Here is a 23,362-nt window from a genome sequence, read left to right on the forward strand (position 1 = left end):
TCATCGGTCCGTTACCGCCCGCAGTTCCACGGCAGTCATCTGCCGCGCATCCTGTGCGGTGCCCATCGGTTGTTGCGGAAGAGCCACCAGCTGCCAGACCAGCACCCCCTCCTCCCCGCCATTGCGCCAGCCACTGAAGCGGGCGCGGTACAGCACCCGGGCCTGCTGCGGCAGGAAGTACCAGCAGCCCCGGTGCGGCAGCTGGCCCTCGGCCAGCTCACCGCAGTAGTTGCCCTGCTGCCCACGCAGCAGGGCAAACGGGTTGCGCCGGGCCCAGTCCGCATCCAGCGGCTGGTCCCGGGCCATATGCTCGGCGGCCAGGGCGTTGAGGCTGTGCGCCAGATTCGCCACCGTCGCCCGTACCCCTTGTTCCTCGCTGGTAACGGCCATCTGCCAGAACGCGACCAGCGTCACGCTGCCGAGCATCAGCGCCAGCGTCCTCACCGCCGCCAGACGCAGCGGCGCGGTCAGCAGCCAGCGCGCATGGCGGGCCGGCAGCGGCCGCACTACTTGAGCCCCTTGGCGGCGCTCGACAGTTCCCACATCGGCAGGAACACCCCGAGCGCGAGGATCAGCACCATCGCGCCCATGGCGACGATGAGGATCGGCTCGATGGCGTCGGCCAGCCGCTTGAGGTCGTAGTCGACCTCCTGCTCGTAGAAGTCGGCGACCTCGACGAACAGGTCGTCCAGCGCGCCGGTCTCCTCGCCCACCGCCATCATCTGCAGCACCAGCGGGGTGAACAGGCCGCTGGCCGCCGCACCGCGGGTCAGCGCTTCGCCGCGCTCGACACCCTCGCGCATGGCGGTGATCGCCTGGCCGATGTGCCGGTTGCCCACCGTGTGGCTGTTGATCGACAGGGTCTGCAGCAGCGGCAGGCCGGCGCGGTACATCATCGCGAAGGTGCGGGTGAAGCGCGCCAGGGCGATGCGCTCGAAGATGCCGCCGACGATCGGCAGCCTGAGCTTCCAGCGATCCCAGACCAGCGCACCGGCCGCGGTGGCGATCCAGCGGCGGAAGGCGACCAGACCGCCAGCAAGCGCGATGCCCATCAGCCACCACCAGGCCTGCATGAATCCGGAAAAACCGATCAGCACGCGGGTCGGCCAGGGCAGTTCGGCGTGGAACTGGGCGAACACCTTGGCGAACGCCGGGATCACCAGAAGGTTGATCACCGCCAGCGCCACGCCCATGGCGATCAGCACGAACAGCGGGTAGCGGGTGGCCTGCTTGATGCGCTTGCGCGTCTCGCGCTCCATCTCCAGGTAGCCGGCCAGCTGGCGGAAGGCCTGGTCAAGCTGACCGGTGTTCTCGCCGACGCTGATCATGCTGACGAACAGCGGGTTGAACACCCGCGGATGGTTGCCGAGCGCCATGGCCATCGCCGTGCCGGCTTCGAGGTCGCTGCGCAGGGTCTGCAGCACCTCGCGGAAATAGGGATTGCGGGTCGAGTCGGCGAGGCCGCCGATCGCGCTGATGATCGGCACGCCGGCCTTGCTCAGGCTGTGCATCTGCCGGCTGAAGATGATCAGCTCCTCCAACTCGACACGCTCGCGGCCGAGCAGTTTCTTCAGCTGACGCCAGGCATCGCCGGCGCCGGCGGCCTGCTCGGCCATGGCGTCGATGCTCAGCGGGTCGATGCGCTCGGCCAGCAGCACGCCGGCGAGCGCCTCGGCACTCGCCGCCTGGCGGGTGCCGCTCACCTTGCGGCCCTGGGCATCGCGCCCGCTGAAGCGGAAGCTCGCCATCAGGCCACCCGCTCGTCACTGAGGCTGGCGCTGACCCTGAGCACTTCCTCGACGCTGGTCAGCCCGGCCAGGGCGAAGTCCAGCGCGGCGGCGGCCAGCGGCCGGTAGGCGGGCTGCGCCCGGGCGGCGTCGATGAACGCCTGCGGGTCGTTGCGGCGCAGCGCGGCGGCCAGCGGCGCGTCGATCTCCAGCAGCTCGTAGACGCCGATGCGCCCGAGGTAGCCGGTGTTGTGACACTGGTGGCAGCCGCGGCCGTGGACGAAGCGGCGACCGCCCAGCGCAGCGCCATGGATCGCCTCCAGCCAGCGCAGTTCGCGCTCGTCCGGGGTCTGCTCGCTGCGGCAGTGCTCGCAGACCCGCCGCACCAGGCGCTGGGCGACCACGGCGTTGAGCGCGTTGGCCACCAGGAACGGCTCGGCGCCCATGTCGACCAGGCGCAGCGGCGAGGTCAGCGCATCGTTGGTGTGCAGGGTGGACAGCACCAGGTGACCGGTCATCGCCGCGCGCAGGGCGATCTCGGCGGTCTCTTGGTCGCGGATCTCGCCGACCAGCACGATATCCGGGTCCTGGCGCAGGGCGGCGCGCAGCACGCGGGCGAAGGTCAGCTCGATCTTCGGGTTGACCTGCACCTGGTTGATCCGCGGCAGGCGGTACTCCACCGGATCCTCGACGGTGATGATCTTCTTCTCCGGGCTGTTCAGCTCGGCCAGGCCACCGTACAGGGTGGTGGTCTTGCCCGAGCCGGTGGGGCCGGTGACCAGCACCAGGCCGTGCGGGCGCTGCAGCAGCACGCGCAGGCGCGCCAGCATCTCGGCAGGCATGCCGGTGCGTTCGAGCTGGAACACCCCGGCGCTCTGGTCGAGCAGACGCAGCACCACCGATTCGCCGAACTGCACCGGCATGGTCGATACGCGCACGTCGAGGTTGTGGTTCTTGACCCGGATGTTGAAGCGGCCGTCCTGCGGCAGGCGCTTCTCGGAGATGTCCAGGCCGGCCATGATCTTCAGGCGCAGGACCAGTGCCGAGGCGATGCGCGCCTCCTTGATCAGCTGCTCGTTGAGCACGCCGTCGATGCGCTGGCGGATGCGCAGCACCTGCTCGTCCGGCTCGATGTGGATGTCCGAGGCCTTCATCTGCACGGCATCCTCGAACAGCATCTGCAGCAGGCGCACCACCGGGGCGTCGCTGTTGTCGAGGCTGAGGCCGCTGAAGTCGAAGTCGCTCTCCTCCAGGCGCTCGTCGAGCTGGCCGGCCAGCGAGGCGATCTCGCTGGTGCGCCGGTAGAAGCGGTCGAGGCAGTCGAGCAGGTCGCGCTCCAGCACCACCGCCGGCTTGAGCGGCTGACGCAGCACGCGGGCCATCTCGTCGAGGGCGAACAGGTCGAGCGGGTCGCTCATGCCGACCAGCAGGCCGTCGCCCTCCTCGATCAGCAGGATGACCCGGAAACGGCGGGCCAGGGCCTCCGGCAGGCGCTGTACCAGTTTCTCGTTGAACTTGAACTGGCGCAGGTCGACGTAGGGGATGTCGAGCTGGCGCGACAGCGCCTCGAGCAGCTTCTGCTCGCTGATGAAGCCCATCTCGACCACCGCGCGGCCGAGCTTGGCGCCACTGCGCTTCTGCTCGTCGAGCGCCAGCTGCAGCTGGCCTTCGCTGATCAGCCCGGACTGGACCAGCAGGTCCCCCAGGCGCACCTTGCGCCGGTGCAGTTCTTGGCTGTCCATCAGGACTGTCCTCCCAGGGCCTGTGCCCGCTCGCGGGCGTAGCGCCGGCTGTCGTCGTCGAGGCCGCTGCCCTGCAGCGCCTGGCGATAGTGGTGGCCGGCGGCGGCACGTTCGCCGAGCTGTTCGAGGGCGATGCCGAGGCCCAGCTGCCAGCTGGCCTGTTCTGGGCGCAGCAGCACCAGATTGCGGTACAGGCGGGCACTCTCCTGCCACTGCCCCGCCTGCTGGTAGATGGCAGCGAGCAGGGCGTGGTAGGCCGGATCGCCGGCCAGCGGCGGCATCCGCGCGGCCAGGTTGGCGATCGCGGCCGACGTGTCGCCGGCCTGCAACTGGGCGCGGGCGAGCAGCACGCGCAGCTCGCTGTCGGCGGGGAAGCGCGCCAGCTGTGCCGGCAGCTCGGCGAGCAGCCGCGCGCCCTGGCCGTCGGCCAGCCAGGCGCGGGCCAGCCAGCGCAGCGCCTCGCGGTGCTCCGGCTGCTGCCGCACGAGCTGTTCGAGCAGGGCGATGGCACGGCCGCGCTCGCCGACGAGCAGCGCCTGGCGCGCCTCGCTCAGCGTATCGGGACGGTGACTGGCGACGCTGGCCCGCGCGGCGCTGGCCTGCGCGGTGCTGACCGGCGCCGCGCTGGTCTGCGGCGCCCGAGCCACCGCCACTGGCGCGGCGGGTGCTGTCGGCGCGACGCTCGGGGCCGGCGCCACGACGGGCTGGATACGCGTGGCGCGCGCCTCTTCGCCGGCGCGGGCCTGCGGTGCGGCGGCGGGTTCGTCGGCGCTCGCCACCGGCAGCTCGGCCGGCGGCGGCTCGGCCTCCGCCTGCAGCGGCACCTCGACCCACAGCTGCCAGCGCTCGCCGGCAGGCTCCAGCCGGTCGAGCACCTGCAGGTCGTCGCCGAGGCCGACCAGCAGTAGTTCGGCGCCCTCGCCCAGCGGCTGCAGGCTCCAGTTCAGGCTGCGCCCGTCGCGCTCCAGGCGGCCGGCGCGCGGGCCGCCGTCGTTCATCTGCAGGTGCGGCAGGCGCAGGCTGACCACGCCGCTCTGCTCGCTGCGCCGGTATTCCGGGGCGCGGTCGAGCAGCAGCTGGAGGACGAAGCGCTGCTCGCTCTGCTGCGGCAGGGTGGCCAGCAGCTGGATCGCCGCAGGCGCGCGGCTGTCGGCCGGCGCGGCGACAGCCGCAGCCACCGGTTCGGCTACGGCGGCCGCGGCGTTCACGCCCGCGGCGGGCGGCTGCGCGGGCACGGGCGCGGGCAACTGACGCACCAGCAGCACGGCGACCAGCGCCAGCGCCGCTGCGGGCAACAGCAGCCACAGCCGGCGCTGCGCGGCGCGACGTCCGGCGGCGCCCTCGTCGACCGCCCGCAGGCTGCCCAGCGCGGCGCGCTCGTCCGCAGACGCCTGGCGGCTTTCCAGGTCGCGCAGCATGTCGTTGACCAGGCTCACGGCAGCAGCCCTCCGTGCCCCAGCCAGCCCTGCAGCGAGGGCCACAGCAGCACCAGCGCGAGCAGGCCGCCGGCACTGGCCAGGCTCCAGCCCAGCGGCAGGAAGCCGGCCTGCAGGAAGGACCGGGCGCCCTCGGTGTCGCGCAGCGCGCGCTGCACGTGAGCGGCACGTACGCGGCGGCTGCCGGCGCCGTAGGCGGCCATCAGCGCCTTGTGGGCGAGGATGTTGATCAGCCGCGGAATACCGCCGCTGTCGGCGGCCAGGCGGCGCACGGCCCGCGTGTCGAACAGCGCCTGGCCCTGGTAGCCGGCCTGGCGCAGGCGCTCCTCGAGGTAGCGCCGGGTGTCGGCGGCATCCAGCGGCCGCAGGCGGTAGGAGAAGGTGATGCGCTGGCGTAGCTGGCGCAGCTCCGCGCGCTCGAGCAGCGCGTCCAGCTCCGGCTGGCCGAACAGTACCACCTGCAGCAGCTTGTGACGTTCGGTTTCCAGGTTGGTCAGCAGGCGCACCGCCTCGAGAGTCTCCGGCGGCAGCGCCTGCGCCTCGTCGATCAGCAGCACGGTGCGCCGCCCCTGTCTGGCCAGCTCGATCAGCCGGCGGTTGAGCGCCGTCAGCAGGCCGTGCTGGTCGAAGCGGTCGACATCGTCGATGCGCAACTCCTGGGCCAGGGCACGGCGCAGACCGTTCGGGGTGAGCGAGGGGTTGGGCAGCCAGGCCAGCTGCCAGCGCTCGGCATCCCGGCCCAGCGCGTTGATCAGCGCGCGGCACAGCAGGGTCTTGCCCGTGCCGACCTCGCCGCTGACCTTGATGAAACCCTCGCCTTCACCCAGGGCCACGCGCAGCAGGTTGAGACAGGCCTGATAGGGGGCCAGCCGCACCAGGAAGGCGGTGTTGGGGGTGAGGGCGAAGGGTTTCTCGCGCAGGCCGAAGAAGTCGAGGTACATGCCTTACCTCAGCTCGCGGAAGCTGGCCGCGCTCTTCTGCAGCTCGTCCAGCCAGGTGTCGGCGCCGATCACCTGCGGGCGCAGGAGGATCACCAGCTCGCTGCGCTCCAGATCCTTGCGCTGCTGCTGGAAGAACCAGCCGAGGAACGGCAGCTTGGACATCCAGGGCACGTTGGCGTCGGTGTTGCTGTTGATATCCTCGAGCAGGCCGCCGATCACCACCACCTGGCCGCTGCGCGCGCGGACGATGGAGTCGGACTGGCGGGTGGTGGACAGCGCCAGCGGCAGGTTGAGTTCCTTGTCCTCGCCGAGGGTGATGACCTTGTTCTGGTCCTGCACGCGGCTCACCGTCGGCCGCACGTGCAGGGTGACCTCCTCCTGCCGGTTGATCTGCGGCGTCACGTCCAGCGAGATGCCGGAGAAGAACGGCGTCAGGGTGACGTCCTGGGTCGGCTCGGAGACGCCGGCCAGCGTCGTGGTGTTGGTCGAGGAGATGTCGGTGACGAAGTACTCGTCGGTGCCGACCTTGATCACCGCCTTCTGGTTGTTCAGCGTGGAGATGCGCGGGCTGGACAGTACACGCACCTGGCCCTGGGTCTCCAGCAGTTGCAGCAGGGCGCTGAAGTCGCCGCTGGTGTACAGCGCGCTGAACACCCCGCCGATGCCCGAGGCGCCGCTCAGCGCCTCGCCGGTCAGGTCGAGGTCGAGCCGGCTGCCCAGCTGGGTCCAGTTGATCCCGGCCTGGAACTGGTCGCTCAGGCGCACCTCGAGGATCTTCGCCTCGAGGATCACCTGGCGCTGCAGGTTCTGCTCGGCCTGCTTGAGGAAGGCCTCGACGTTCTGCTGGTCGGCGCTCGAGGCGCGCACCACCAGCAGGCTGGCCTGCGGGTTGACCACCACCTTGTTGCCCGCCTCGTCACCGATCAGCGCGCCGATCACGTCGGCCACCTCGCGCCAGAAGTCGACCTGGCTGGAGGTCACCACCTGGCTGGCGTTGACCGTGTTCGCCCGGTTGCTGGTGGTGGTGCCGTCGTTGCTGTCGTTGCTGGTTTCCTCGGAAGTGGTGACCGTGCCGGCGCTGACCCGGGTGTCGGTTTCACCGCGACGCTGCAGGTTGAGGTAGTTGAGGTCGTAGGTGCGGGTCAGCAGCTGGTTGGGCAGGATGCGGTAGCCGTAGCTGGTTCGCTGGAAGTCGTAGCCGTAGCTGTCGCGCACCGCGGTCAGCACCTCGTCGAGGGTGACGTTGCGCAGGCTGAAGGTGATGGTGCCGGTCACCTCGGGGTGCACCACCAGGTTCTGTCCGGCGCTGTCCATCAGGCTGAGGAAGAACTCGCGGGCGTCCATGTCGCGCGCCGCCACGTCGAAGCGCGGCCCGCCGGCCAGCGCGGCGACCTCGGGCAGCAGCGGCGGCAGCAGCGCGGCCTGTACCGCCGGCGGCGGCGTCTGGCTCTGGCGGCTCTGCGCCAGGGCCTCGTCGAACAGGCGGTCACCCTGCTCGCGCAGCTGGCGGTCGCCGTCGGTGAAGGTCTGGCAGGCGGCCAGCAGGCAGCCGGCGGTGAGCAGGCCCAGGTGCTTCAGGCGAAAGGGCATGATGGACATCAACGGCTCGGGCTCCGGGTGGCGGGAGTCACAATGGGATGGCTCAGGTGCAGCTCGCTGCGCTGCCCCTGACGTTCGATCAGCACGCTGCGCGCGCGAATGGCCAGCACGCGCAGCTCGCCGAGGCGTTCGCCGACCGCGAGGCTGCGGCCGCCGATCACCGCGCGGGCGCCGGCCGGGCCGCGCAGGATGGCCTGCAGCAGCGCTGCGGATGCCGCCTCGCCGGCCGCCGCGGCCGGGCCGCTCGGCGCCCGCGGCGGCTGGGTCGGATCGAGGGCGGCGCCAGCCAGCGGCGGCACGGCCAGGGCAAGGATCAGCAGCAGCGCCCTAGACACCGACCCACCCCGCTTCACGACTCAGCGTGTACAGTTCGATGGTGATCCGCGCCTTGCCCGGGCCGGCTTCGCCGACCTGGTAGTCGAGGCGCTCCCAGAACAGCCGGCGACCGCCGACGACCTGGCTCTGCTGCTCGATACCGCGCAGGTAGTCGCGCAGCTCGAAGTAGCTGCCCTCCAGGGTCACGCGCATGCCGTGGCGATACAGCAAGGGGGCGGCCGCGACGGCCGGTGTGGAGCCGATCTTGGCCTCGGCCGGCGCCGCGCCAGGCAGCTCGAGCGGGGCGGAGAAGCTCTCCAGCCCGAGCAGGTGCAGACCGGGGCGCTGCTGCAGCAGGTCCTGCAGCACCCGCTGCATGCGCGGCGGGTCGATCAGCGCGGCGGTACCGGCCGCCAGCTCCGCCAGCTGCTGCTCGCGCAGCGCCTGGGCAGCGAGCAGGGCCTGGCGCACCGCCAGGTCGGGATCGACCGCGGCGCGGGCCAGCAGCTCCGCCTGCGCGGTGCGCGCCTCGAGGGTCCGGGCCTGCGCCGCCTGGCGCGCGCTGTCGAGCTGGCTCACGCGCTGGCTCAGCGGCTCGTGGCCGAGCGCCAGCCAGGCCATGCCCGGCAGCAGCAGGGCGACCAGCACGGCCAGCCATTGCTCGCGCGGCCCCAGGGCCTGCCAGCGTTGCAACAGGGCATTCATTGCCCGTCCTCCTTGGTGGTCGCCTGCGAGGCGAGGCGAAAGCGCAGCACGTCGGCGGCGTCGCGCTCGAGATCGAAGCGGGCGAACTGGCGGCCGGCGAAGGCCGGGCTGCGCCCCAGGCTGTTCAGGTAGACGGGCAGCAGCGCCGGCTGCTGGCTGGCCCCCTCCAGCAACAGGTCGCGGCCGCCCTGCTCGAGACGAATGGTGCTCAGCCAGACGCCACCCAGGTGACGCTCGGCGAGGGCGTCGAGCGCCGGGCTGAAGCCGCCACTGCGCTCGGCCTGCAGGACCTTCAGGTAGTCGGCGACGCGCTGCAGCTCGCGGTTGTCGCGTTCCACCTCGGCCAGGCGCTGCGGCAGGCGCGGATCGGCCTGCGGCTCGCGGAACTCCCGGCGCGCGGTCGCCAGTTCGGCCTCGGCCTGGGCGGCCTCCTGCTCGGCCGTGGCCACAAGGCTTTCCAGGCCGTGCAGGCGCCACAGTTGCCAGGCGGCATCGCCCAGCACGGCCAGCAGCAGCGCCAGCACAGCGCACAGCAGCAGGGCACGGGACGGCCGGCCCGCGCTCGCCGGTTGCGCCGGCTGGTAGAGATTGAGGTTCGGCATCGCGGTCCCTGCGCTCATCGGCCACGTTCCTGGCGCAGCGCCGCGCCTATGGCCGGCAGGTACTGCGCCTGCTGGTTCGTCGGCAGCTCGAGCAGCGGCGCGCCGGCGAACAGCTCGTCCAGCGCCAGGCGCTCGATGCGCAGGCTCAGGCGCTGGCGCAGCTCGGCGAGCAGCAGCTCCTCCTGCTCGGCCAGCGGCAGCAGGCACAGGCGGCTGACCGCGCCCTTGCCGAGATGGCTCTCGAAGTAGTCCAGCGAGCGCTGCACCTCGAGGGCCAGCAGGGCGCTGTTCTCGCCACGGTTGTCCTGACCGTGCTCGATGCGCCGCACCATGTACAGGTCGCTGCCGTTCTGCACGCAGATCAGACCGTTGCGCGCGCCGACCTGCAGCACCGCGAGGTTCTGCCCTTCGGCGCCGGCGAGCAGGCCGAGATTGCGCAGGGCCATCTCGGGAATGTCGATGCTGCTCAGGCGCAGCCCGGCACCCTCCACCCAGTCGGCCAGCGCCTGCATGCGCGCGCGCGGCAGCACTGCGCAGTAGGCCATCGCCGTGCGGCCGCGGTAGGCATCGGTCGGCAGGGGGAAGGCGTCGACCACCAGGGTATCGAGGGGAGCGTTGACCAGATCGCGGATGCGCCAGCGGATCGCCGCGCCCAGTTCGGCGGCGGCCACGTCGGGGCGCTCGACCAGCAGCAGCTGATAGTCGCTGGCGGCGAGCAGCAGATTGACCGGCTGGTCGGCGAGCCCCAGTTCATCGACCCGCCGGCGCAGGACCTCGAGGTCGCTCGCCGGCGCGGCGGCGACGAACTCGCTGGCCAGCAGGCGCGTGCCTGCGGCGCCACGCTGCACGCGCGCGAGCACGCAGCCGCCCGGCACCGGGGCCAGCCCGAGCAGCGTATCGGCAACACCTGTGGTTCGTTTCAGCCAAGCCAGCAATGGCTTCTCCTTGCCCAGCGCGGGTCGCCCCTGCCCGGTGACGCGCTACTGCGAATCGCAACCCGCTAGAATGCGCGCCAACCCGAATACACCAGGCATGACCCAATGTTTCATGTTGTTTTGTTTGAACCGGAAATCCCGCCGAACACCGGCAATGTCATTCGACTGTGCGCCAATACCGGCTGCCAATTGCACCTGATCGAACCGCTGGGCTTCGAACTGGACGACAAGCGCCTGCGCCGGGCGGGACTCGACTACCACGAATACGCGACAGTAATTCGACACAAGTCCCTGGCGGACTGCCTGGAGTCGCTAGGAGATGTCAGAATACTGGCACTCACCACCAAAGCCAAGAACTGTTATGCGGAAGTCGAGTATCGTCCGGGCGACGTGCTGCTGTTCGGCCCCGAAAGTCGCGGCCTGCCCCCCGAGGTACTGGCCAGCCTGCCGGCCGAGCAGCTGCTGCGCCTGCCCATGCAACCGGGATGCCGCAGCCTGAATCTGTCCAACGCGGTCGCCGTGACCGTCTACGAAGCCTGGCGCCAGCAGGATTTTCGTCTCGACTGAGCAGTCGGGACAGGACCGTCAACTCTGCGGCGCCAGCATGCCAAACCCGTGATTGCGCGTACTGATGCATATCAACTTAGCGAAGTGCGTCACGTTTTTGAATACACCTTCCGGATGAGCAGGCAAAAAAAAGCCTCGCACGGGCGAGGCTCTTGCTCACGACACTGCCGCCACCGGCGGCGCCAGGCTCAGGCCTGGGCTTCAGCGCCTTGCTGGCGGGCCAGCTCCTGGGCGTAGAGGGCATCGAAGTTCACCGGGGAGAGCATCAGCGCCGGGAAGGAGCCACGCACCACCAGGTTGTCCAGCGCCTCGCGGGCGTAGGGGAACAGCAGGCTCGGGCAGAAGGCGCCGAGGGTGTGGCTCATGGAGGCGGCATCCAGCCCCTTGATCAGGAAGATGCCGGCCTGCTGCACCTCGGCGATGAACGCGGTGTCCTCGCCGTTCTTCACGGTCACCGAAACGGTCAGCACGACTTCGTGGAAGTCGCCACCCAGGTCCTTCTGGCGAGTGTTGAGGTCGAGGGTGATGCCCGGCTTCCACTCCTGGCGGAAGATTTCCGGCGACTTCGGGGCCTCGAAGGACAGGTCGCGCACGTAGATGCGCTGCAGGGAGAACTGCGGCTGGGCGGCGCCGTTGGCTTGTTCGGTCATGCTTTGCTTCCTTGTTCCGGTAGGGGTGTCAATGGCTGAGCAGCACGTCGAGCTTGCCGGCGCGCTCCAGAGCGTAGAGGTCGTCGCAGCCGCCGACATGGGTGTCGCCGATCCAGATCTGCGGCACCGAGGTGCGCCCGGCCTTGCGGGTCATTTCCGCGCGCAGCGCCGGCTGGCCGTCGACCTTGATCTCGGTGAACGCCACGCCCTTGCGCCCGAGCAGCTGCTTGGCGCGCACGCAGTAGGGGCAATAGTCGCTGGAGTAGATGACGACGTCCGCCATGTCACTTGACCACCGGCAGGTTGTCGCCGCGCCAGCTGGCGATGCCGCCGGAGAGGCGGGAGACGTTGTAGCCGGCCTTCTTCAGCTTGCTGCACACGCTGCCGGCATGCTGACCCATGGCGTCGACCACGATCAGGGTCTTGGACTTGTGCTTGTCCAGCTCGGCGATGCGGCTGTCCAGCTTGTCGTAGGGGATGTTCAGCGCGCCGGTGATGTGGCCGGTGCTGAATTCCTTGTGCGGGCGCACGTCGAGCACCACGCCCTCGCCGCCGTTGAGCAGCGCGGTCAGCTCGCGGCAGCTCAGGTTGCGTCCGCCGCGCCGCGCCTCGTGGGCGATCAGCAGGGCGAGCAGCACCACGAACAGGGTGCTGAGGACATAGTGGTTAGAGGCAAATTCAATCAGCTGGGCAACCATCGCAAGCATCCGGCACGGTAAAATGGTCCGCAGTATACACAGCCAGTTCGAGCGGCTGAACCCGAGCGCACGCCCGGTCGCACGACGACGACCGGCAGGCTGACCGCCGCCAGTCACGTTGCCGTGACGCTCGCCGCCAGAGCCCGTAAACTGGCGTCTTTTCGCCCCCAACTCACGAGTCGGACGCATGCCTGCCACGCCCAAACCTCTGGTCCTGATGATCCTGGACGGCTTCGGTCACAGCGACAGCCCGGATTACAACGCCATCCACCACGCCAACACCCCGGTCTGGGACCGCCTGCGCGCCGAGCGCCCCTGGGGCCTGATCTCCGGCAGCGGCATGGACGTCGGCCTGCCCGACGGGCAGATGGGCAACTCCGAGGTCGGCCACATGAACCTCGGCGCAGGCCGCGTGGTGTACCAGGACCTGACCCGCGTGACCAAGGCGATCCGCGACGGCGAGTTCTTCGACAACGCGGTGATCAACGCCGCGGTGGACCAGGCGGTCGCCGCCGGCAAGGCGGTGCACATCCTCGGTCTGCTCTCCGAAGGCGGCGTGCACAGCCACCAGGACCACATCGTCGCCATGGCCGAGCTGGCCGCTCAGCGCGGCGCCGAGCAGATCTACCTGCACGCCTTCCTCGACGGCCGCGACACTCCGCCGAAGAGCGCTGCGCCGTCCATCGAGCTGCTCGACGCCACCTTCGCCAAGCTGGGCAAGGGCCGCATCGCCAGCCTGACCGGCCGCTACTTCGCCATGGACCGCGACAACCGCTGGGACCGCGTCGAGCAGGCCTACAACCTGATCGTCGACGGCCAGGGCGAGTTCGCCGCCGCCAGCGCCGCCGAAGGCCTCGCGAACGCCTATGCGCGCGGCGAGAGCGACGAGTTCGTCAAGGCCACCACCATCGGTACGCCGGTGCGGGTGGAGGACGGCGATGCCGTGGTGTTCATGAACTTCCGCGCCGACCGCGCCCGCGAGCTGACCCGCGCCTTCGTCGAGGGTGACGAGTTCGCCGGCTTCCAGCGCCAGCGCGTGCCGCGACTGGCCGGCTTCGTCATGCTCACCCAGTACGCGGCGAGCATCCCGGCGCCCTGCGCCTTCCCGCCGGAGGCGCTGACCAACGTGCTCGGCGAGTACCTGGCGAACAACGGCAAGACCCAGCTGCGCATCGCCGAGACCGAGAAGTACGCCCACGTCACCTTCTTCTTCTCCGGCGGTCGCGAGGAGCCGTTCGCGGGCGAGGAGCGCATCCTCATCCCCTCGCCGAACGTCGCCACCTACGACCTCCAGCCGGAGATGAGCGCGCCGGAAGTCACCGACCGCATCGTCGAGGCCATCCTGCAGCAGCGCTACGACGTGATCATCGTCAACTACGCCAACGGCGACATGGTCGGCCACACCGGCGTGTTCGCGGCGGCGGTCAAGGCGGTGGAGTGCCTGGACGGCTGCATCGGCCGCATCGCCAGCGCGCTGGACAAGGTCGGCGGCGAGGCGCTGATCACCGCCGACCACGGCAACGTCGAGCAGATGGAGGACGAGGTGACCGGCCAGGCGCATACCGCGCACACCTGCGAGCCGGTGCCGTTCCTCTATTACGGTCCCCGCCAGCTGCGCATCCGCGAGGGTGGCGTGCTCGCCGACGTGGCACCGACCATGCTCAGACTGCTGGACATGCCGATCCCGGCCGAGATGACCGGCACGCCGCTGGTCGAACTGCAGTAAGGATCACGCCCCGGCCCGCCGGGGCGTTCTTTTTGTGCGGCGCCGGAGGCATACTAGGGCGCTCCCGAACCGGAAACCTGCCCATGCTGCGTGCCGCCCTGCTTGCCCTGCTCGCCTGCTGCCTCGTGCCGGCCATTGCCGACGAGCGCGCCGATGCCCAGCGCCAGCTGCAAGCCGCGCAGAAGGACATCGCCGAACTGCAGAAGCTGCTCGGCACCCTGCAGCAGGAGAAGTCCGGCGTGCAGCAGCAGCTGCAGGGCACCGAACGCGAGATGGGTGATCTGCAGAAGCAGATCGACGCCCTCGAGCAGCAGCTCAAGGACGGCGAAGCCGAAGTCGAGCGCCTCGATCAGGAGAAAAAAAAACTCCAGAGTCAGCGCGCTGAACAGCAGCAGCTGGTCGCCCTGCAGATCCGCGCCGCCTACCAGAGCGGCCGCCAGGAATATCTCAAGCTGCTGCTCAACCAGCAGCAACCCGAGCAGTTCGCCCGCAATCTCACCTATCACGACTACCTGAGTCGCGCGCGCAGCGAGCAGCTCGCCGCCTACAACCAGACCCTCGAGCAGCTGCATGCCGTCGAGGCCGAGCTGGCCAGCCAGCACGCCCTGCTCGCCGGCCAGCAGGTGGAACTGCAGGATCGCCGCGCCGCGCTGGACAAGGTGCGCGGCGAACACCGCGAGGCGCTGGCCAGGCTCAACGCCGAACTGAGCGACGGCAACCGCAAGCTCAAGGCCGGGCAAGAGGAAGAGGCCAAGCTCGCCGGGGTGCTCAAGACCATCGAGGAAACCCTCGCCCGTCAGGCCCGCGAGGCCGAGCAACGCCGCCTCGCCGAGCAGCGTGCTCGCGAGGAGGCCGAGCGCCAGCGCCTGGCCGCCGGCAGCGAACGCAAGAGCGCGCCCAGCGGCGGCCAGCTGGTATCCAGCGGCGCCCCGAGCTACGGCGGCCCCTTCGCCGAGGCGCGCGGCCAGCTGCCGTGGCCGGTGGATGGCCGCCTGCTGGCGCGCTTCGGCTCGCCGCGCGACGATGGCCGCCTGAAGTGGGACGGCGTGCTGATCGGCGCCGCGGCCGGCACCCGGGTGCGCGCCATCCACGACGGCCGCGTGGTGTTCGCCGACTGGCTGCGCGGCGCCGGCCTCTTGGTGATCATCGACCACGGCGGCGGCTATCTCAGCCTCTACGGCCACAACCAGAGCCTGCTCAAGGCCGCCGGCGACCTGGTCAAGGCCGGCGAGGCCATCGCCAATGTCGGCAGCAGCGGCGGGCGCGACAGCCCGGCGCTGTACTTCGCCATCCGCCAGAAGGGCCAGCCCAGCGATCCGCTGGCCTGGTGTCGTTCCCAAGGCTAGCCGCACGCCTTACTCAGGAGTCATCCATGTCGTCGCGTTTCCCTCTCTCCGCCCTGGCCCTGTCCCTTGCGCTGCTCGGCGCCGCGCCGCTGGCCGTGGCCGCGGCGGCAGACGAGGAAGCCAGCCCGGCGCCGGCCGCCGCCAAGGCCAGCCTACCGCTGAACGAACTGCGTACCTTCGCCGAGGTGCTCGACCGCATCAAGACCGCCTACGTCGAGCCGATCGACGACAAGACCCTGCTGGAGAACGCCATCAAGGGCATGCTCAGCAACCTCGACCCGCACTCCGCCTACCTGGAGCCGGACGAGTTCGAGGAGCTGCAGGAGAGCACCAGCGGCGAGTTCGGCGGCCTGGGGATCGAGGTCGGCCAGGAGGATGGCCTGCTCAAGGTGATCGCGCCGATCGACGACACCCCGGCTGCCCGCGCCGGCATCGAGGCGGGCGACCTGATCGTCAGGATCGACGGCCAGCCGACCAAGGGCTGGTCGCTGGTGCAGGCAGTGGACAAGCTACGCGGCAAGCCGGGCAGCAAGATCGAGCTGACCCTGGTGCGCGAGGGCGGCAAGCCGTTCGACGTCCGCCTGGAACGCGCGGTGATCAAGGTGCGCAGCGTGAAGAGCGAGCTGCTGGAGAAGGGCTACGGCTACCTGCGCATCACCCAGTTCCAGATCAACAGCGGCGAGGAAGTGGCCAAGGCACTGACCAGGCTGAAGAAGGACAACGGCGGCAAGCTCAAGGGCCTGGTCCTCGACCTGCGCAACAACCCCGGCGGCGTGCTGCAGTCGGCGGTGGAGGTCTCCGACCACTTCCTCACCAGCGGCCTGATCGTCTACACCAAGGGCCGCATCGCCAATTCCGAGCTGCGCTTCTCCGCCGACAACGCCGACGCCAGCGAAGGCGTGCCGCTGGTGGTGCTGATCAACGGCGGCAGCGCCTCGGCCGCCGAGATCGTCGCCGGCGCCCTGCAGGACCACAAGCGCGGCGTGCTGATGGGCACCGACAGCTTCGGCAAGGGCTCGGTGCAGACCGTGCTGCCGCTGACCAACGACCGCGCCCTCAAGCTGACCACCGCGCTGTACTTCACCCCCAGCGGCCGCTCGATCCAGGCCCAGGGCATCGTCCCCGACATCACCGTCGAGCGCGGCAAGGTGACCCGCGACGACAGCCCGAGCCAGGGCGTCAAGGAAGCCGACCTGCCCGGCCACTTGGGCAACGGCAACGGCGGTGCCGACAAGCCGAGCAACGGCCAGGCGGCCGCGGCGCCCCGCAAGTCGCAGGACGAGGACTACCAGCTGAGCCAGGCGCTCAACCTGCTCAAGGGCCTCAACATCACCCGCAACCAGTGATGCCGGCGCCGGGAGCCAGCGACCTGACTCCCGGCGCAGCCACCTCCACCTTCCTCCGGGCGCCGACCTACTCCAGGTAGGCGCTCAACGCCTTGTCGAGGAAGCCTTCGCTGCGCAACCCGTCCAGCGCCGCCTGCAGACGCTGCACCGCCTCGTCCGGCGTCTTCCGGTTGAGGGCGAGGAACAGCTGGCCACCCTCGATGCGCAGCACCGTCTTCAGCCCCGTCACGCCCTCCTCCCTGGCCAGGTAGCGACCGGACGGGTCGCCGGTGGCCCACAGGTCGATCTGCCCCTTCTGCAGCTTGTGCGCGTTGTCCTGGTCGCGCAGCGCCTCGGCCAGCGGCAGGCCCTTGGCCTTCAGCTGCTCGGCGATGACGTCGCCCTTGTAGGCGCCGACGCGGTATTGCCTGGCGTCCTCCAGGCTGGCGAGGCTGATCGGGCTGTCGGCCCTGGCCAGCAACTCCCAGGCATGGGCGCCGATCGGCCCGACCCACTTGAACTGCTGCTCGCGCTCGGGCGTGCGCACGGTGACGAACACGCCATGGTCCGGGTTGTCCAGCGCCATCTGGTAGACCCGCGCCCAGGGGAAGCGCAGGGTCATCTCGCAGGCGATGCCCGCGCGCTTGCAGGTCTCGCGCAGCACGTCGACGGCGAAGCCGCGCAGGTTTTCCTCGCGGGCGAAGTTCTTGCCTCCCACCGCCATGTTGAACGGCGGGTAGTTCTCGGTGAGCAGCTGGATCTTGTAGCCGGGCGGCAGGGCGGCGGCGGCCGCGCCGGAGCACAACGCGCCGGCGGCAAGGGCCAGGGCGAGCAGGTGTTTCAACGACATATCCGTTTCCTTGTTCTTGTTGTCAGCGGCCCTCTGCGACCAAGGTCCGATTGCGGATCTGGCGGGATGCCGCAGCGGCAGATTGCCACCAGCCGGTCAGCCGATTCGGCCGTTCTGTCGACCGATTGCGCCGGGAGGTCGCGGATGGGATGCCCTGCCCAGAAACGACGAAGCCCGGGACCGGCCCGGGCTTCGCATCCATCCGCACGACGCGCCGTTCAGCGCACCACGATGCCGCGGCTGGCCAGGTAGGCCTTGGCCTCCGGCACGGTGTACTCGCCGAAGTGGAAGATGCTCGCCGCCAGCACCGCGTCGGCCTTGCCCTCGAGGATGCCGGCGGCCAGGTGCTCGAGATTGCCGACGCCGCCCGAGGCGATCACCGGGATGCCCACCGCCTCGCTGATCGCGCGGGTCACGCCGAGGTCGTAGCCGCTCTTCACGCCGTCCTGGTCCATGCTGGTCAGCAGGATCTCGCCGGCGCCGAGGCCTTCCATCTTCTTCGCCCACTCCACCGCATCCAGCCCGGTCGGCTTGCGCCCGCCGTGGGTGAAGATCTCCCAGCGCCCCGGGGCGACCTTCTTGGCGTCGATGGCGACCACGATGCACTGCGAGCCGAAGCGTGCGGCGGCCTCGCCGACGAACTCCGGGGTGAACACCGCGGCGGTGTTGATCGACACCTTGTCGGCGCCGGCGTTGAGCAGGTTGCGGATGTCCTGCACGGTGCGCACGCCACCGCCGACGGTCAGCGGGATGAACACCTGACTGGCCATACGCTCGACGGTGTGCAGGGTGGTGTCGCGCCCTTCCGAGCTGGCGGTGATGTCGAGGAAGGTGATCTCGTCGGCGCCCTGCTCGTCGTAGCGGCGGGCGATCTCCACCGGATCGCCGGCGTCGCGGATGTTCTCGAACTTGACGCCCTTGACCACGCGGCCGTTGTCCACGTCGAGGCAGGGAATGATGCGTTTGGCGAGGGCCATGGCTGTCTCTCTCGTCGATTGCATGCCGCCGGGCGGCTTCTCGTAGGGTGCGCCGTGCGCACCATGGACACGCAGGAGGTGCGCACGGCGCACCCTGCGCGCTCAGTTCACTGGAAACCGTCGCACAGCGCCTGGGCTTCGGCCACGTCGAGGGTGCCCTCGTAGATGGCGCGGCCGGTGATGGCGCCGACGATGCCCGGGTTGCGGGTGTCGAGCAGCTTCTGGATGTCGCCGAGGTTGTGGATGCCGCCGGAGGCGATCACCGGGATGCGGCTGGCGTTGGCCAGGGCCACGGTGGCCTCGACGTTGCAGCCCTGCATCATGCCGTCCTTGGCGATGTCGGTGTAGACGATCGCCGCCACGCCGTCGGCCTCGAAGCGCTTGGCCAGGTCGGTAGCCTGCACGCTGGAGACTTCGGCCCAGCCATCGGTGGCAACGAAGCCGTCCTTGGCGTCCAGGCCGACGATCACCTTGCCCGGGAACGCCTTGCAGGCTTCGGCGACGAACTCCGGCTGCTTGACCGCCTTGGTGCCGATGATCACGTAGCTGACCCCGGCCTTGACGTAGTGCTCGATGGTCTCCAGCGAGCGGATGCCGCCGCCGATCTGGATCGGCAGGTTGGGGTAGCGCCTGGCGATGGCGGTGACCACCTCGCCGTTGACCGGCTGGCCCTCGAAGGCGCCGTTGAGGTCGACCAGGTGCAGACGACGGCAGCCGCCCTCGACCCACTTGGCGGCCATCGCCACCGGGTCGTCGGAGAATACGGTGGCGTCGTCCATCAGGCCCTGGCGCAGACGCACGCAGGCGCCGTCCTTCAGATCGATTGCGGGGATGATCAGCATTGCAATAATTCCTCTTGCTGGGCTCGCTTCAGGCGGTGAGCGAGCGCAGGCGAATCAAGAAGCCCGGAGCACAGGAACCGGAATGTACACGAGTACATGAGGATGACTCGCTGCGCTCGCCCTTCGGGCCGTATTACATACGTTCGTCAGCGCAGCTGCCGTCCGAGCACCGCGCGACGCAGAGTCGGCAAGCGCAGCCGCCGACTGGAGTGAGACCTACCAGCGGCCGTTCCAGCCGACGAAGTTCTGCAGCAGCTGCAGGCCGTGGCTGTGGCTCTTCTCCGGGTGGAACTGCACGGCGAAGCGCGAGCCGTCGGCCAGTGCCGCGGCGAAGTCCTTGCCGTAGTGGCCGCGCCCGGCCACCTGTACCGGGTTGCCGGCCTCGACGTAGTAGCTGTGCACGAAGTAGAAGCGCCCGCCGTCGGGAATGTCGTGCCACAGCGGATGCTCGAGGCTCTGGAACACCTCGTTCCAGCCCATGTGCGGCACCTTGAGCGGCGCGCCGTCCTCGACCATGTCCTTGCCGAAGAAACGCACCCGACCGGGGAACAGGCCGATGCAGTCGACGCCGTCGTTCTCCTCGCTGTGCTCGAGCAGCGCCTGCATGCCGACGCAGATGCCGAGGAACGGGCGGTCCTGGCTGACCTCGCGGACCAGGGCGTCGAAGCCCAGGCGGCGGATCTCGGCCATGCAGTCGCGGATCGCGCCGACGCCGGGGAACACCACGCGGTCGGCCTCGCGGATCACCTGGGCGTCGCTGGTCACCAGCACGCGACCGGCGCCGACGTGCTCGAGCGCCTTGGCCACCGAGTGCAGGTTACCCATGCCATAGTCGATGACGGCGACGGTCTGCATCACAGGCACCCCTTGGTCGACGGCATCTGTCCGGCCATGCGCGGGTCCAGTTCGACGGCCATGCGCAGGGCGCGGCCGAAGGCCTTGAACACCGTCTCGATCTGGTGGTGGGTGTTGCTGCCGCGCAGGTTGTCGATGTGCAGGGTCACCAGCGCGTGGTTGACGAAGCCCTGGAAGAATTCCTGGAACAGGTCGACATCGAAGCGGCCGACGCTGGCGCGGGTATAGGGCACGTGCATGGTCAGCCCGGGACGACCGGAGAAGTCCACCACCACGCGCGACAGCGCCTCGTCCAGCGGCACGTAGGAGTGGCCGTAGCGGGTCATGCCCTTCTTGTCACCGACCGCCCGGGCGAAGGCCTGGCCGAGGGTGATACCGACGTCCTCAACGGTGTGGTGGTCGTCGATGTGCAGGTCGCCCTTGCACTCGATGTCGAGGTCGATCAGCCCGTGGCGGGCGATCTGGTCGAGCATGTGCTCGAGGAAGGGTACACCGATGTCGAATCGGGCCTTGCCGGTGCCATCCAGGTTGATGGAAACCTTGACCTGGGTTTCCAGGGTGTTGCGCTCGACGGACGCCTTGCGTTCGGCCATTGCCAGCTCCACAGAATCACGGGCGGATTGAGCGCGCATTATAGGCCGGGGCCAGCTTGCCGGGCTACCGCGCCGGCTGTGGCACAGGTCGGAGCACGCGGCGGGCAAAAGGCATAAGATGCGCCCATCGTTCGAAGGAGAACCCCATGCCCGTCATCGTCGAAGCCGTCGTCCAGCCCAGCGCGCAGGACCGTACCGACCTGGAGAAGATCTACGCCGACGCCCCCGCCTGGCTGCTGGCTCCGCATGCCGACGCCGCCGGCCTGATCGACGCCGGCCTGGCCCGCGGCTGCCTGATCGCCGGCCGCTTCAACGACCGCCTGCTCGGCGCCGCCTGGCTGGAGCAGGCCGCCGACGGCTGGCGCCTGGCGCACATCTGCGTGCGCAAGATCACCCGCGGCCGCGGCGTCGGCCAGCGCCTGATCGCCGCGGCCCGCCAGCGCGCCGCCGACACCTGCCAGCCGCTGGCGCTGCTGGCGCCGCGCAACCATCTGGAGGTGCAGGCCCTGGCCCGGCGCCTCGACCTGCCGGTCATCGATCCGGCCGACTGAGCCGCCGCGCGGGAACCATCCCCGCGCCCTGCCCCTCCAATCCTGCCGAACCCCTGGCGCCAGCACGCCGGGGGCGCCTTATACTTCGCCTGCTCCCGCACCGCACAAGGACTCGTCCGCCATGAAAGCCTTCGGCAAGTTTCTCGGCCTGCTCCTGCTCGGCCTGCTGCTGGTCATAGTCGCGCTGGGCTTCGCCCTCACCCACCTGCTCGACCCCAACGACTACAAGGACGAGATCCGCCAGCTGGCCCGCGACAAGGCCGGCGTCGAACTCGAACTCAAGGGCGAGATCGGCTGGAGCCTGTTCCCCTGGCTCGGCCTCGAGCTGCACGACACCCGCGTGGCCAGCCTCGCCACGCCGCAGCAGCCGCTGGCCGACATCGGCATGCTCGGCCTCTCGGTGCGCGTGCTGCCGCTGCTGCGTCGCGAGGTGCAGATGAGCGACATCCGCATCGACGACCTCAGCCTGCATCTCAGCCGCGACGCCCAGGGCCGCGGCAACTGGCAGGATCTCGGCCGCCCGGCGCAGCCGGCGCCGAACGGCAAGGACCAGCCGGCGCCCAGCGCGCCGGCCACCACCCCGGCGGCGGAGCCCGCCGAGAATGCCGGCCCGACGCTCAAGCTGGACATCGACAGCCTGGCGATGAGCAACGCGCGCATCGACTACCGCGACGAAAAGAGCGGGCAGAGCTTCACTCTCGAGGGCATCGACCTGCGCACCGGGGCGATCCGCGAGGGCGCGGCCATCCCGCTGACCCTCAAGGGCTACTTCGGCACCAACCAGCCGCTGCTGCGCGCGCGCGGCGAGCTGACCGCCAGCCTGCGCTTCGACACCGCGCTCAAGCGCTACCTGCTGGAGGACGCCAACCTCAAGGGCGAGCTGTCCGGCGCGCCGCTGGCCAACCAGACCCTGGCCTTCAGCGCCCACGGCCAGCTGCTCGCCGACCTCGCCGCCCAGGTCGCCGAATGGAACAGCCTCAAGCTCACCGCCAACCAGCTCAGTGCCCTCGGCGAGCTGAAGGTGCGCGACCTGGACAAGACTCCGCAGCTGGAAGGCGGCCTGTCGATCGCCGAGTTCGACCTGCGCGCCTTTCTCGAGGGCCTCGGCCAGCAGCTGCCGGCGATGGCCGACGGCAACAGCCTGCGCCGGGTCGCCCTGGCCACCGGCCTGGCCGCCACGCCGAGCAGCCTGACCCTGCAGGATCTCAAGCTGCAGCTCGACGGCAGCAACCTCGGCGGCCAGCTGGCGATCGCCGACTTCAGCCGCCGCAGCCTGCGCGCCCAGCTGCAGGGCGACCGTCTCGACCTCGACCGCTACCTGCCACCGCCGGCCAAGGAGGCGGACGCCGCCAGCGCCACGCGCAAGGCCGAGGTTGCCGGCAGCAGCCAGGCCGCCGGCAACGGCAGCACCCCGCTGCCCGACAAGCCGACCAGCCACGCCTGGAGCGACGCGCCACTGCTGCCGCTGGAGGCGCTGCGCCAGCTGGATGCCGACGTGGCCCTGAACATCAACCAGCTCACCCTGCGCAAGCTGCCGCTGCAAGGCACCAGCCTCAAGCTCAGGGCGCGGGGCGGCCAGCTCGCCCTCGACGAGCTGAGCGCCGGCCTGTTCGACGGCCGCATCGAGCTCGCCGGCCGCCTCGACACGCGCAGCGACACCCCGCAACTGCAGTTCGCCCCCAAGCTCAGCGACATCCCGCTGGAGCGCCTGCTGACCACCCTCAAGCCGCAGGAGAAGGCGCCGCTGCGCGGCAACCTGCAGCTCGACGGCCAGCTCGAGGCCCGCGGCAACAGCGAGAAGGCGCTGATCGACAGCCTCGGCGGCAACGCCAGCTTCATCATCGACAACGGTGCGCTGGCCGACGCCAACCTCGAGCAGCAGCTGTGTCGCGGCATCGCCACCCTCAACCGCAAGGTGCCGACCCGCGAGTTCACCGACAAGGACACCCCGCTGCGCGAACTGCGCGGCAGCCTGCAGCTGCGCAATGGCGTGGCCAGCAACCAGGACCTGCGCGCGCGCATCCCCGGCCTGACCGTCAACGGCAAGGGCGACATCGACCTGCGCGTGCTTGGCCTCGACTATCGCCTGGGCGTGGTCCTCGAGGGCGACCAGCGCGAGATGCCCGACCCGGCCTGCCAGGTCAACGAGCGCTACGTCGGCCTGGAGTGGCCGGTGCGCTGCCGCGGCCCGCTGGAGCTGGGCGCCAAGGCCTGCCGCCTCGACCAGGACGGCCTGGGCAAGATCGCCGCGCAGCTGGCCGGCGAGAAGCTGACCGAGAAGCTCGACGAGAAACTCGGCGACAAGGTCAGTCCGGAACTCAAGGACGCGCTGAAGAACCTGTTCCAGCGCTGACCCCACGCCCTGTGGGGGCGAAATCGA

At 70.0% G+C, this 23,362-nt stretch carries 24 protein-coding genes; 6 read left to right on the plus strand and 18 right to left on the minus strand.

The window, feature by feature from the left end; genetic code table 11:
• The 10 genes from BLT78_RS15205 to BLT78_RS15250 are packed head-to-tail and all read right to left on the minus strand — an operon-like array spanning position 1 to position 10,002.
• Complete coding sequence (locus tag BLT78_RS15205; RefSeq protein WP_090349917.1) at positions 1-507, minus strand: hypothetical protein; 507 nt, start codon at positions 505-507, stop codon at positions 1-3.
• The gene (locus BLT78_RS15210; protein WP_090349921.1) at positions 507-1,748 is read right to left on the minus strand and encodes a type II secretion system F family protein; all 1,242 of its coding nucleotides are present in this window, start codon (positions 1,746-1,748) and stop codon (positions 507-509) included. Before BLT78_RS15210 ends, BLT78_RS15205 begins: the two co-directional genes overlap by 1 nt.
• Entirely contained in the window at positions 1,748-3,469 is a 1,722-nt protein-coding gene (locus tag BLT78_RS15215; RefSeq protein ID WP_090349924.1) for a GspE/PulE family protein, read from the minus strand. The genes BLT78_RS15210 and BLT78_RS15215 overlap by 1 nt, the downstream gene beginning before the upstream one ends.
• Complete coding sequence (locus BLT78_RS15220; RefSeq protein ID WP_090349926.1) at positions 3,469-4,905, minus strand: tetratricopeptide repeat protein; 1,437 nt, start codon at positions 4,903-4,905, stop codon at positions 3,469-3,471. The genes BLT78_RS15215 and BLT78_RS15220 overlap by 1 nt, the downstream gene beginning before the upstream one ends.
• Positions 4,902-5,846: an ExeA family protein gene (locus tag BLT78_RS15225; protein ID WP_090349929.1), complete on the minus strand. Its 945-nt coding sequence runs from the start codon at positions 5,844-5,846 to the stop codon at positions 4,902-4,904. Before BLT78_RS15225 ends, BLT78_RS15220 begins: the two co-directional genes overlap by 4 nt.
• Positions 5,847-5,849: 3 nt before the next feature.
• Positions 5,850-7,445, minus strand: a complete 1,596-nt coding sequence (gene mshL, locus BLT78_RS15230) for a pilus (MSHA type) biogenesis protein MshL (RefSeq protein WP_231975639.1) — start codon at positions 7,443-7,445, stop codon at positions 5,850-5,852.
• Positions 7,445-7,780, minus strand: a complete 336-nt coding sequence (locus tag BLT78_RS15235) for a Type II secretory pathway component (RefSeq protein ID WP_231975640.1) — start codon at positions 7,778-7,780, stop codon at positions 7,445-7,447. The genes mshL and BLT78_RS15235 overlap by 1 nt, the downstream gene beginning before the upstream one ends.
• Positions 7,773-8,465 (minus strand): hypothetical protein, encoded by a 693-nt coding sequence (locus BLT78_RS15240; RefSeq protein ID WP_090349932.1) that lies wholly within the window; start codon positions 8,463-8,465, stop codon positions 7,773-7,775. Before BLT78_RS15240 ends, BLT78_RS15235 begins: the two co-directional genes overlap by 8 nt.
• Positions 8,462-9,085, minus strand: coding sequence for an MSHA biogenesis protein MshI (locus BLT78_RS15245; protein ID WP_231975641.1), 624 nt, complete (start codon positions 9,083-9,085; stop codon positions 8,462-8,464). Before BLT78_RS15245 ends, BLT78_RS15240 begins: the two co-directional genes overlap by 4 nt.
• Entirely contained in the window at positions 9,082-10,002 is a 921-nt protein-coding gene (locus BLT78_RS15250; protein WP_231975642.1) for a type IV pilus biogenesis protein PilM, read from the minus strand. The genes BLT78_RS15245 and BLT78_RS15250 overlap by 4 nt, the downstream gene beginning before the upstream one ends.
• Before the next feature lie 105 nt (positions 10,003-10,107).
• Between BLT78_RS15250 and trmL the strand changes: the two genes are divergently transcribed.
• Entirely contained in the window at positions 10,108-10,569 is a 462-nt protein-coding gene (gene trmL / locus BLT78_RS15255) for a tRNA (uridine(34)/cytosine(34)/5-carboxymethylaminomethyluridine(34)-2'-O)-methyltransferase TrmL (protein ID WP_090349934.1), read from the plus strand.
• Positions 10,570-10,757: 188 nt separating this feature from the next.
• On the opposite strand, the gene secB is transcribed toward trmL, so the two are convergent.
• Genes secB through BLT78_RS15270 form a run of 3 tightly spaced genes read right to left on the minus strand, consistent with a single transcriptional unit; the run spans position 10,758 to position 11,917 of the window.
• Complete coding sequence (gene secB, locus BLT78_RS15260; protein WP_090349936.1) at positions 10,758-11,219, minus strand: protein-export chaperone SecB; 462 nt, start codon at positions 11,217-11,219, stop codon at positions 10,758-10,760.
• Positions 11,220-11,247: 28 nt separating this feature from the next.
• Positions 11,248-11,502 carry a glutaredoxin 3 gene (gene grxC / locus BLT78_RS15265; protein WP_090349938.1) on the minus strand — a complete coding sequence of 85 codons (255 nt, stop codon included), beginning with the start codon at positions 11,500-11,502 and terminating at the stop codon, positions 11,248-11,250.
• Between the two features lies 1 nt (position 11,503).
• The gene (locus tag BLT78_RS15270) at positions 11,504-11,917 is read right to left on the minus strand and encodes a rhodanese-like domain-containing protein (protein ID WP_090349941.1); all 414 of its coding nucleotides are present in this window, start codon (positions 11,915-11,917) and stop codon (positions 11,504-11,506) included.
• A 187-nt stretch (positions 11,918-12,104) separates the two neighbouring features.
• Between BLT78_RS15270 and gpmI the strand changes: the two genes are divergently transcribed.
• The 3 genes from gpmI (at position 12,105) to BLT78_RS15285 (ending at position 16,335) form a co-directional block, all read left to right on the plus strand.
• A complete protein-coding gene (gene gpmI, locus BLT78_RS15275; RefSeq protein ID WP_090349944.1) occupies positions 12,105-13,643 on the plus strand; it encodes a 2,3-bisphosphoglycerate-independent phosphoglycerate mutase in 1,539 nt (512 codons plus the stop codon).
• An 83-nt stretch (positions 13,644-13,726) separates the two neighbouring features.
• Positions 13,727-14,989, plus strand: coding sequence for a murein hydrolase activator EnvC family protein (locus tag BLT78_RS15280; protein ID WP_090349946.1), 1,263 nt, complete (start codon positions 13,727-13,729; stop codon positions 14,987-14,989).
• A 26-nt stretch (positions 14,990-15,015) separates the two neighbouring features.
• Positions 15,016-16,335, plus strand: a complete 1,320-nt coding sequence (locus BLT78_RS15285) for a S41 family peptidase (protein ID WP_090349949.1) — start codon at positions 15,016-15,018, stop codon at positions 16,333-16,335.
• A gap of 67 nt (positions 16,336-16,402) precedes the next feature.
• On the opposite strand, the gene BLT78_RS15290 is transcribed toward BLT78_RS15285, so the two are convergent.
• The 5 genes from BLT78_RS15290 to hisB all read right to left on the minus strand — a co-directional run bounded on the left by BLT78_RS15290 (position 16,403) and on the right by hisB (position 20,431).
• Positions 16,403-17,164, minus strand: coding sequence for a substrate-binding periplasmic protein (locus tag BLT78_RS15290; RefSeq protein WP_090349953.1), 762 nt, complete (start codon positions 17,162-17,164; stop codon positions 16,403-16,405).
• A 218-nt stretch (positions 17,165-17,382) separates the two neighbouring features.
• Entirely contained in the window at positions 17,383-18,141 is a 759-nt protein-coding gene (gene hisF, locus BLT78_RS15295; RefSeq protein WP_090349956.1) for an imidazole glycerol phosphate synthase subunit HisF, read from the minus strand.
• Between the two features lie 107 nt (positions 18,142-18,248).
• Positions 18,249-18,983: a 1-(5-phosphoribosyl)-5-[(5-phosphoribosylamino)methylideneamino]imidazole-4-carboxamide isomerase gene (gene hisA / locus BLT78_RS15300; RefSeq protein WP_090349959.1), complete on the minus strand. Its 735-nt coding sequence runs from the start codon at positions 18,981-18,983 to the stop codon at positions 18,249-18,251.
• Positions 18,984-19,199: 216 nt separating this feature from the next.
• Complete coding sequence (gene hisH, locus BLT78_RS15305; protein ID WP_090349962.1) at positions 19,200-19,838, minus strand: imidazole glycerol phosphate synthase subunit HisH; 639 nt, start codon at positions 19,836-19,838, stop codon at positions 19,200-19,202.
• A complete protein-coding gene (gene hisB / locus BLT78_RS15310) occupies positions 19,838-20,431 on the minus strand; it encodes an imidazoleglycerol-phosphate dehydratase HisB (RefSeq protein WP_090349965.1) in 594 nt (197 codons plus the stop codon). The genes hisH and hisB overlap by 1 nt, the downstream gene beginning before the upstream one ends.
• Positions 20,432-20,577: 146 nt before the next feature.
• On the opposite strand from hisB, the gene BLT78_RS15315 reads away from it, so the two are divergent.
• Positions 20,578-20,982 (plus strand): acetyl-CoA sensor PanZ family protein, encoded by a 405-nt coding sequence (locus BLT78_RS15315; RefSeq protein ID WP_090349968.1) that lies wholly within the window; start codon positions 20,578-20,580, stop codon positions 20,980-20,982.
• A gap of 121 nt (positions 20,983-21,103) precedes the next feature.
• Positions 21,104-23,335 carry an AsmA family protein gene (locus BLT78_RS15320; protein WP_090349972.1) on the plus strand — a complete coding sequence of 744 codons (2,232 nt, stop codon included), beginning with the start codon at positions 21,104-21,106 and terminating at the stop codon, positions 23,333-23,335.
• Positions 23,336-23,362 lie beyond the last annotated feature (27 nt).

Origin of the sequence: Pseudomonas oryzae (assembly GCF_900104805.1) — a bacterium.
Lineage (GTDB): Bacteria > Pseudomonadota > Gammaproteobacteria > Pseudomonadales > Pseudomonadaceae > Geopseudomonas > Geopseudomonas oryzae.

Bases quoted from the DNA above. Each gene is read 5' to 3' on its own strand.
- BLT78_RS15210 (WP_090349921.1), bottom strand. From the start codon at position 1,748: ATGGCGAGCTTCCGCTTCAGCGGGCGCGATGCCCAGGGCCGCAAGGTG.
- BLT78_RS15215 (WP_090349924.1), bottom strand. From the start codon at position 3,469: ATGGACAGCCAAGAACTGCACCGGCGCAAGGTGCGCCTGGGGGACCTG.
- BLT78_RS15225 (WP_090349929.1), bottom strand. From the start codon at position 5,846: ATGTACCTCGACTTCTTCGGCCTGCGCGAGAAACCCTTCGCCCTCACC.
- mshL (WP_231975639.1), bottom strand. From the start codon at position 7,445: ATGTCCATCATGCCCTTTCGCCTGAAGCACCTGGGCCTGCTCACCGCC.
- BLT78_RS15240 (WP_090349932.1), bottom strand. From the start codon at position 8,465: ATGAATGCCCTGTTGCAACGCTGGCAGGCCCTGGGGCCGCGCGAGCAA.
- BLT78_RS15245 (WP_231975641.1), bottom strand. From the start codon at position 9,085: ATGAGCGCAGGGACCGCGATGCCGAACCTCAATCTCTACCAGCCGGCG.
- trmL (WP_090349934.1), top strand. From the start codon at position 10,108: ATGTTTCATGTTGTTTTGTTTGAACCGGAAATCCCGCCGAACACCGGC.
- secB (WP_090349936.1), bottom strand. From the start codon at position 11,219: ATGACCGAACAAGCCAACGGCGCCGCCCAGCCGCAGTTCTCCCTGCAG.
- grxC (WP_090349938.1), bottom strand. From the start codon at position 11,502: ATGGCGGACGTCGTCATCTACTCCAGCGACTATTGCCCCTACTGCGTG.
- BLT78_RS15270 (WP_090349941.1), bottom strand. From the start codon at position 11,917: ATGGTTGCCCAGCTGATTGAATTTGCCTCTAACCACTATGTCCTCAGC.
- gpmI (WP_090349944.1), top strand. From the start codon at position 12,105: ATGCCTGCCACGCCCAAACCTCTGGTCCTGATGATCCTGGACGGCTTC.
- BLT78_RS15280 (WP_090349946.1), top strand. From the start codon at position 13,727: ATGCTGCGTGCCGCCCTGCTTGCCCTGCTCGCCTGCTGCCTCGTGCCG.
- BLT78_RS15285 (WP_090349949.1), top strand. From the start codon at position 15,016: ATGTCGTCGCGTTTCCCTCTCTCCGCCCTGGCCCTGTCCCTTGCGCTG.
- BLT78_RS15290 (WP_090349953.1), bottom strand. From the start codon at position 17,164: ATGTCGTTGAAACACCTGCTCGCCCTGGCCCTTGCCGCCGGCGCGTTG.
- hisF (WP_090349956.1), bottom strand. From the start codon at position 18,141: ATGGCCCTCGCCAAACGCATCATTCCCTGCCTCGACGTGGACAACGGC.
- hisA (WP_090349959.1), bottom strand. From the start codon at position 18,983: ATGCTGATCATCCCCGCAATCGATCTGAAGGACGGCGCCTGCGTGCGT.
- hisH (WP_090349962.1), bottom strand. From the start codon at position 19,838: ATGCAGACCGTCGCCGTCATCGACTATGGCATGGGTAACCTGCACTCG.
- hisB (WP_090349965.1), bottom strand. From the start codon at position 20,431: ATGGCCGAACGCAAGGCGTCCGTCGAGCGCAACACCCTGGAAACCCAG.
- BLT78_RS15315 (WP_090349968.1), top strand. From the start codon at position 20,578: ATGCCCGTCATCGTCGAAGCCGTCGTCCAGCCCAGCGCGCAGGACCGT.
- BLT78_RS15320 (WP_090349972.1), top strand. From the start codon at position 21,104: ATGAAAGCCTTCGGCAAGTTTCTCGGCCTGCTCCTGCTCGGCCTGCTG.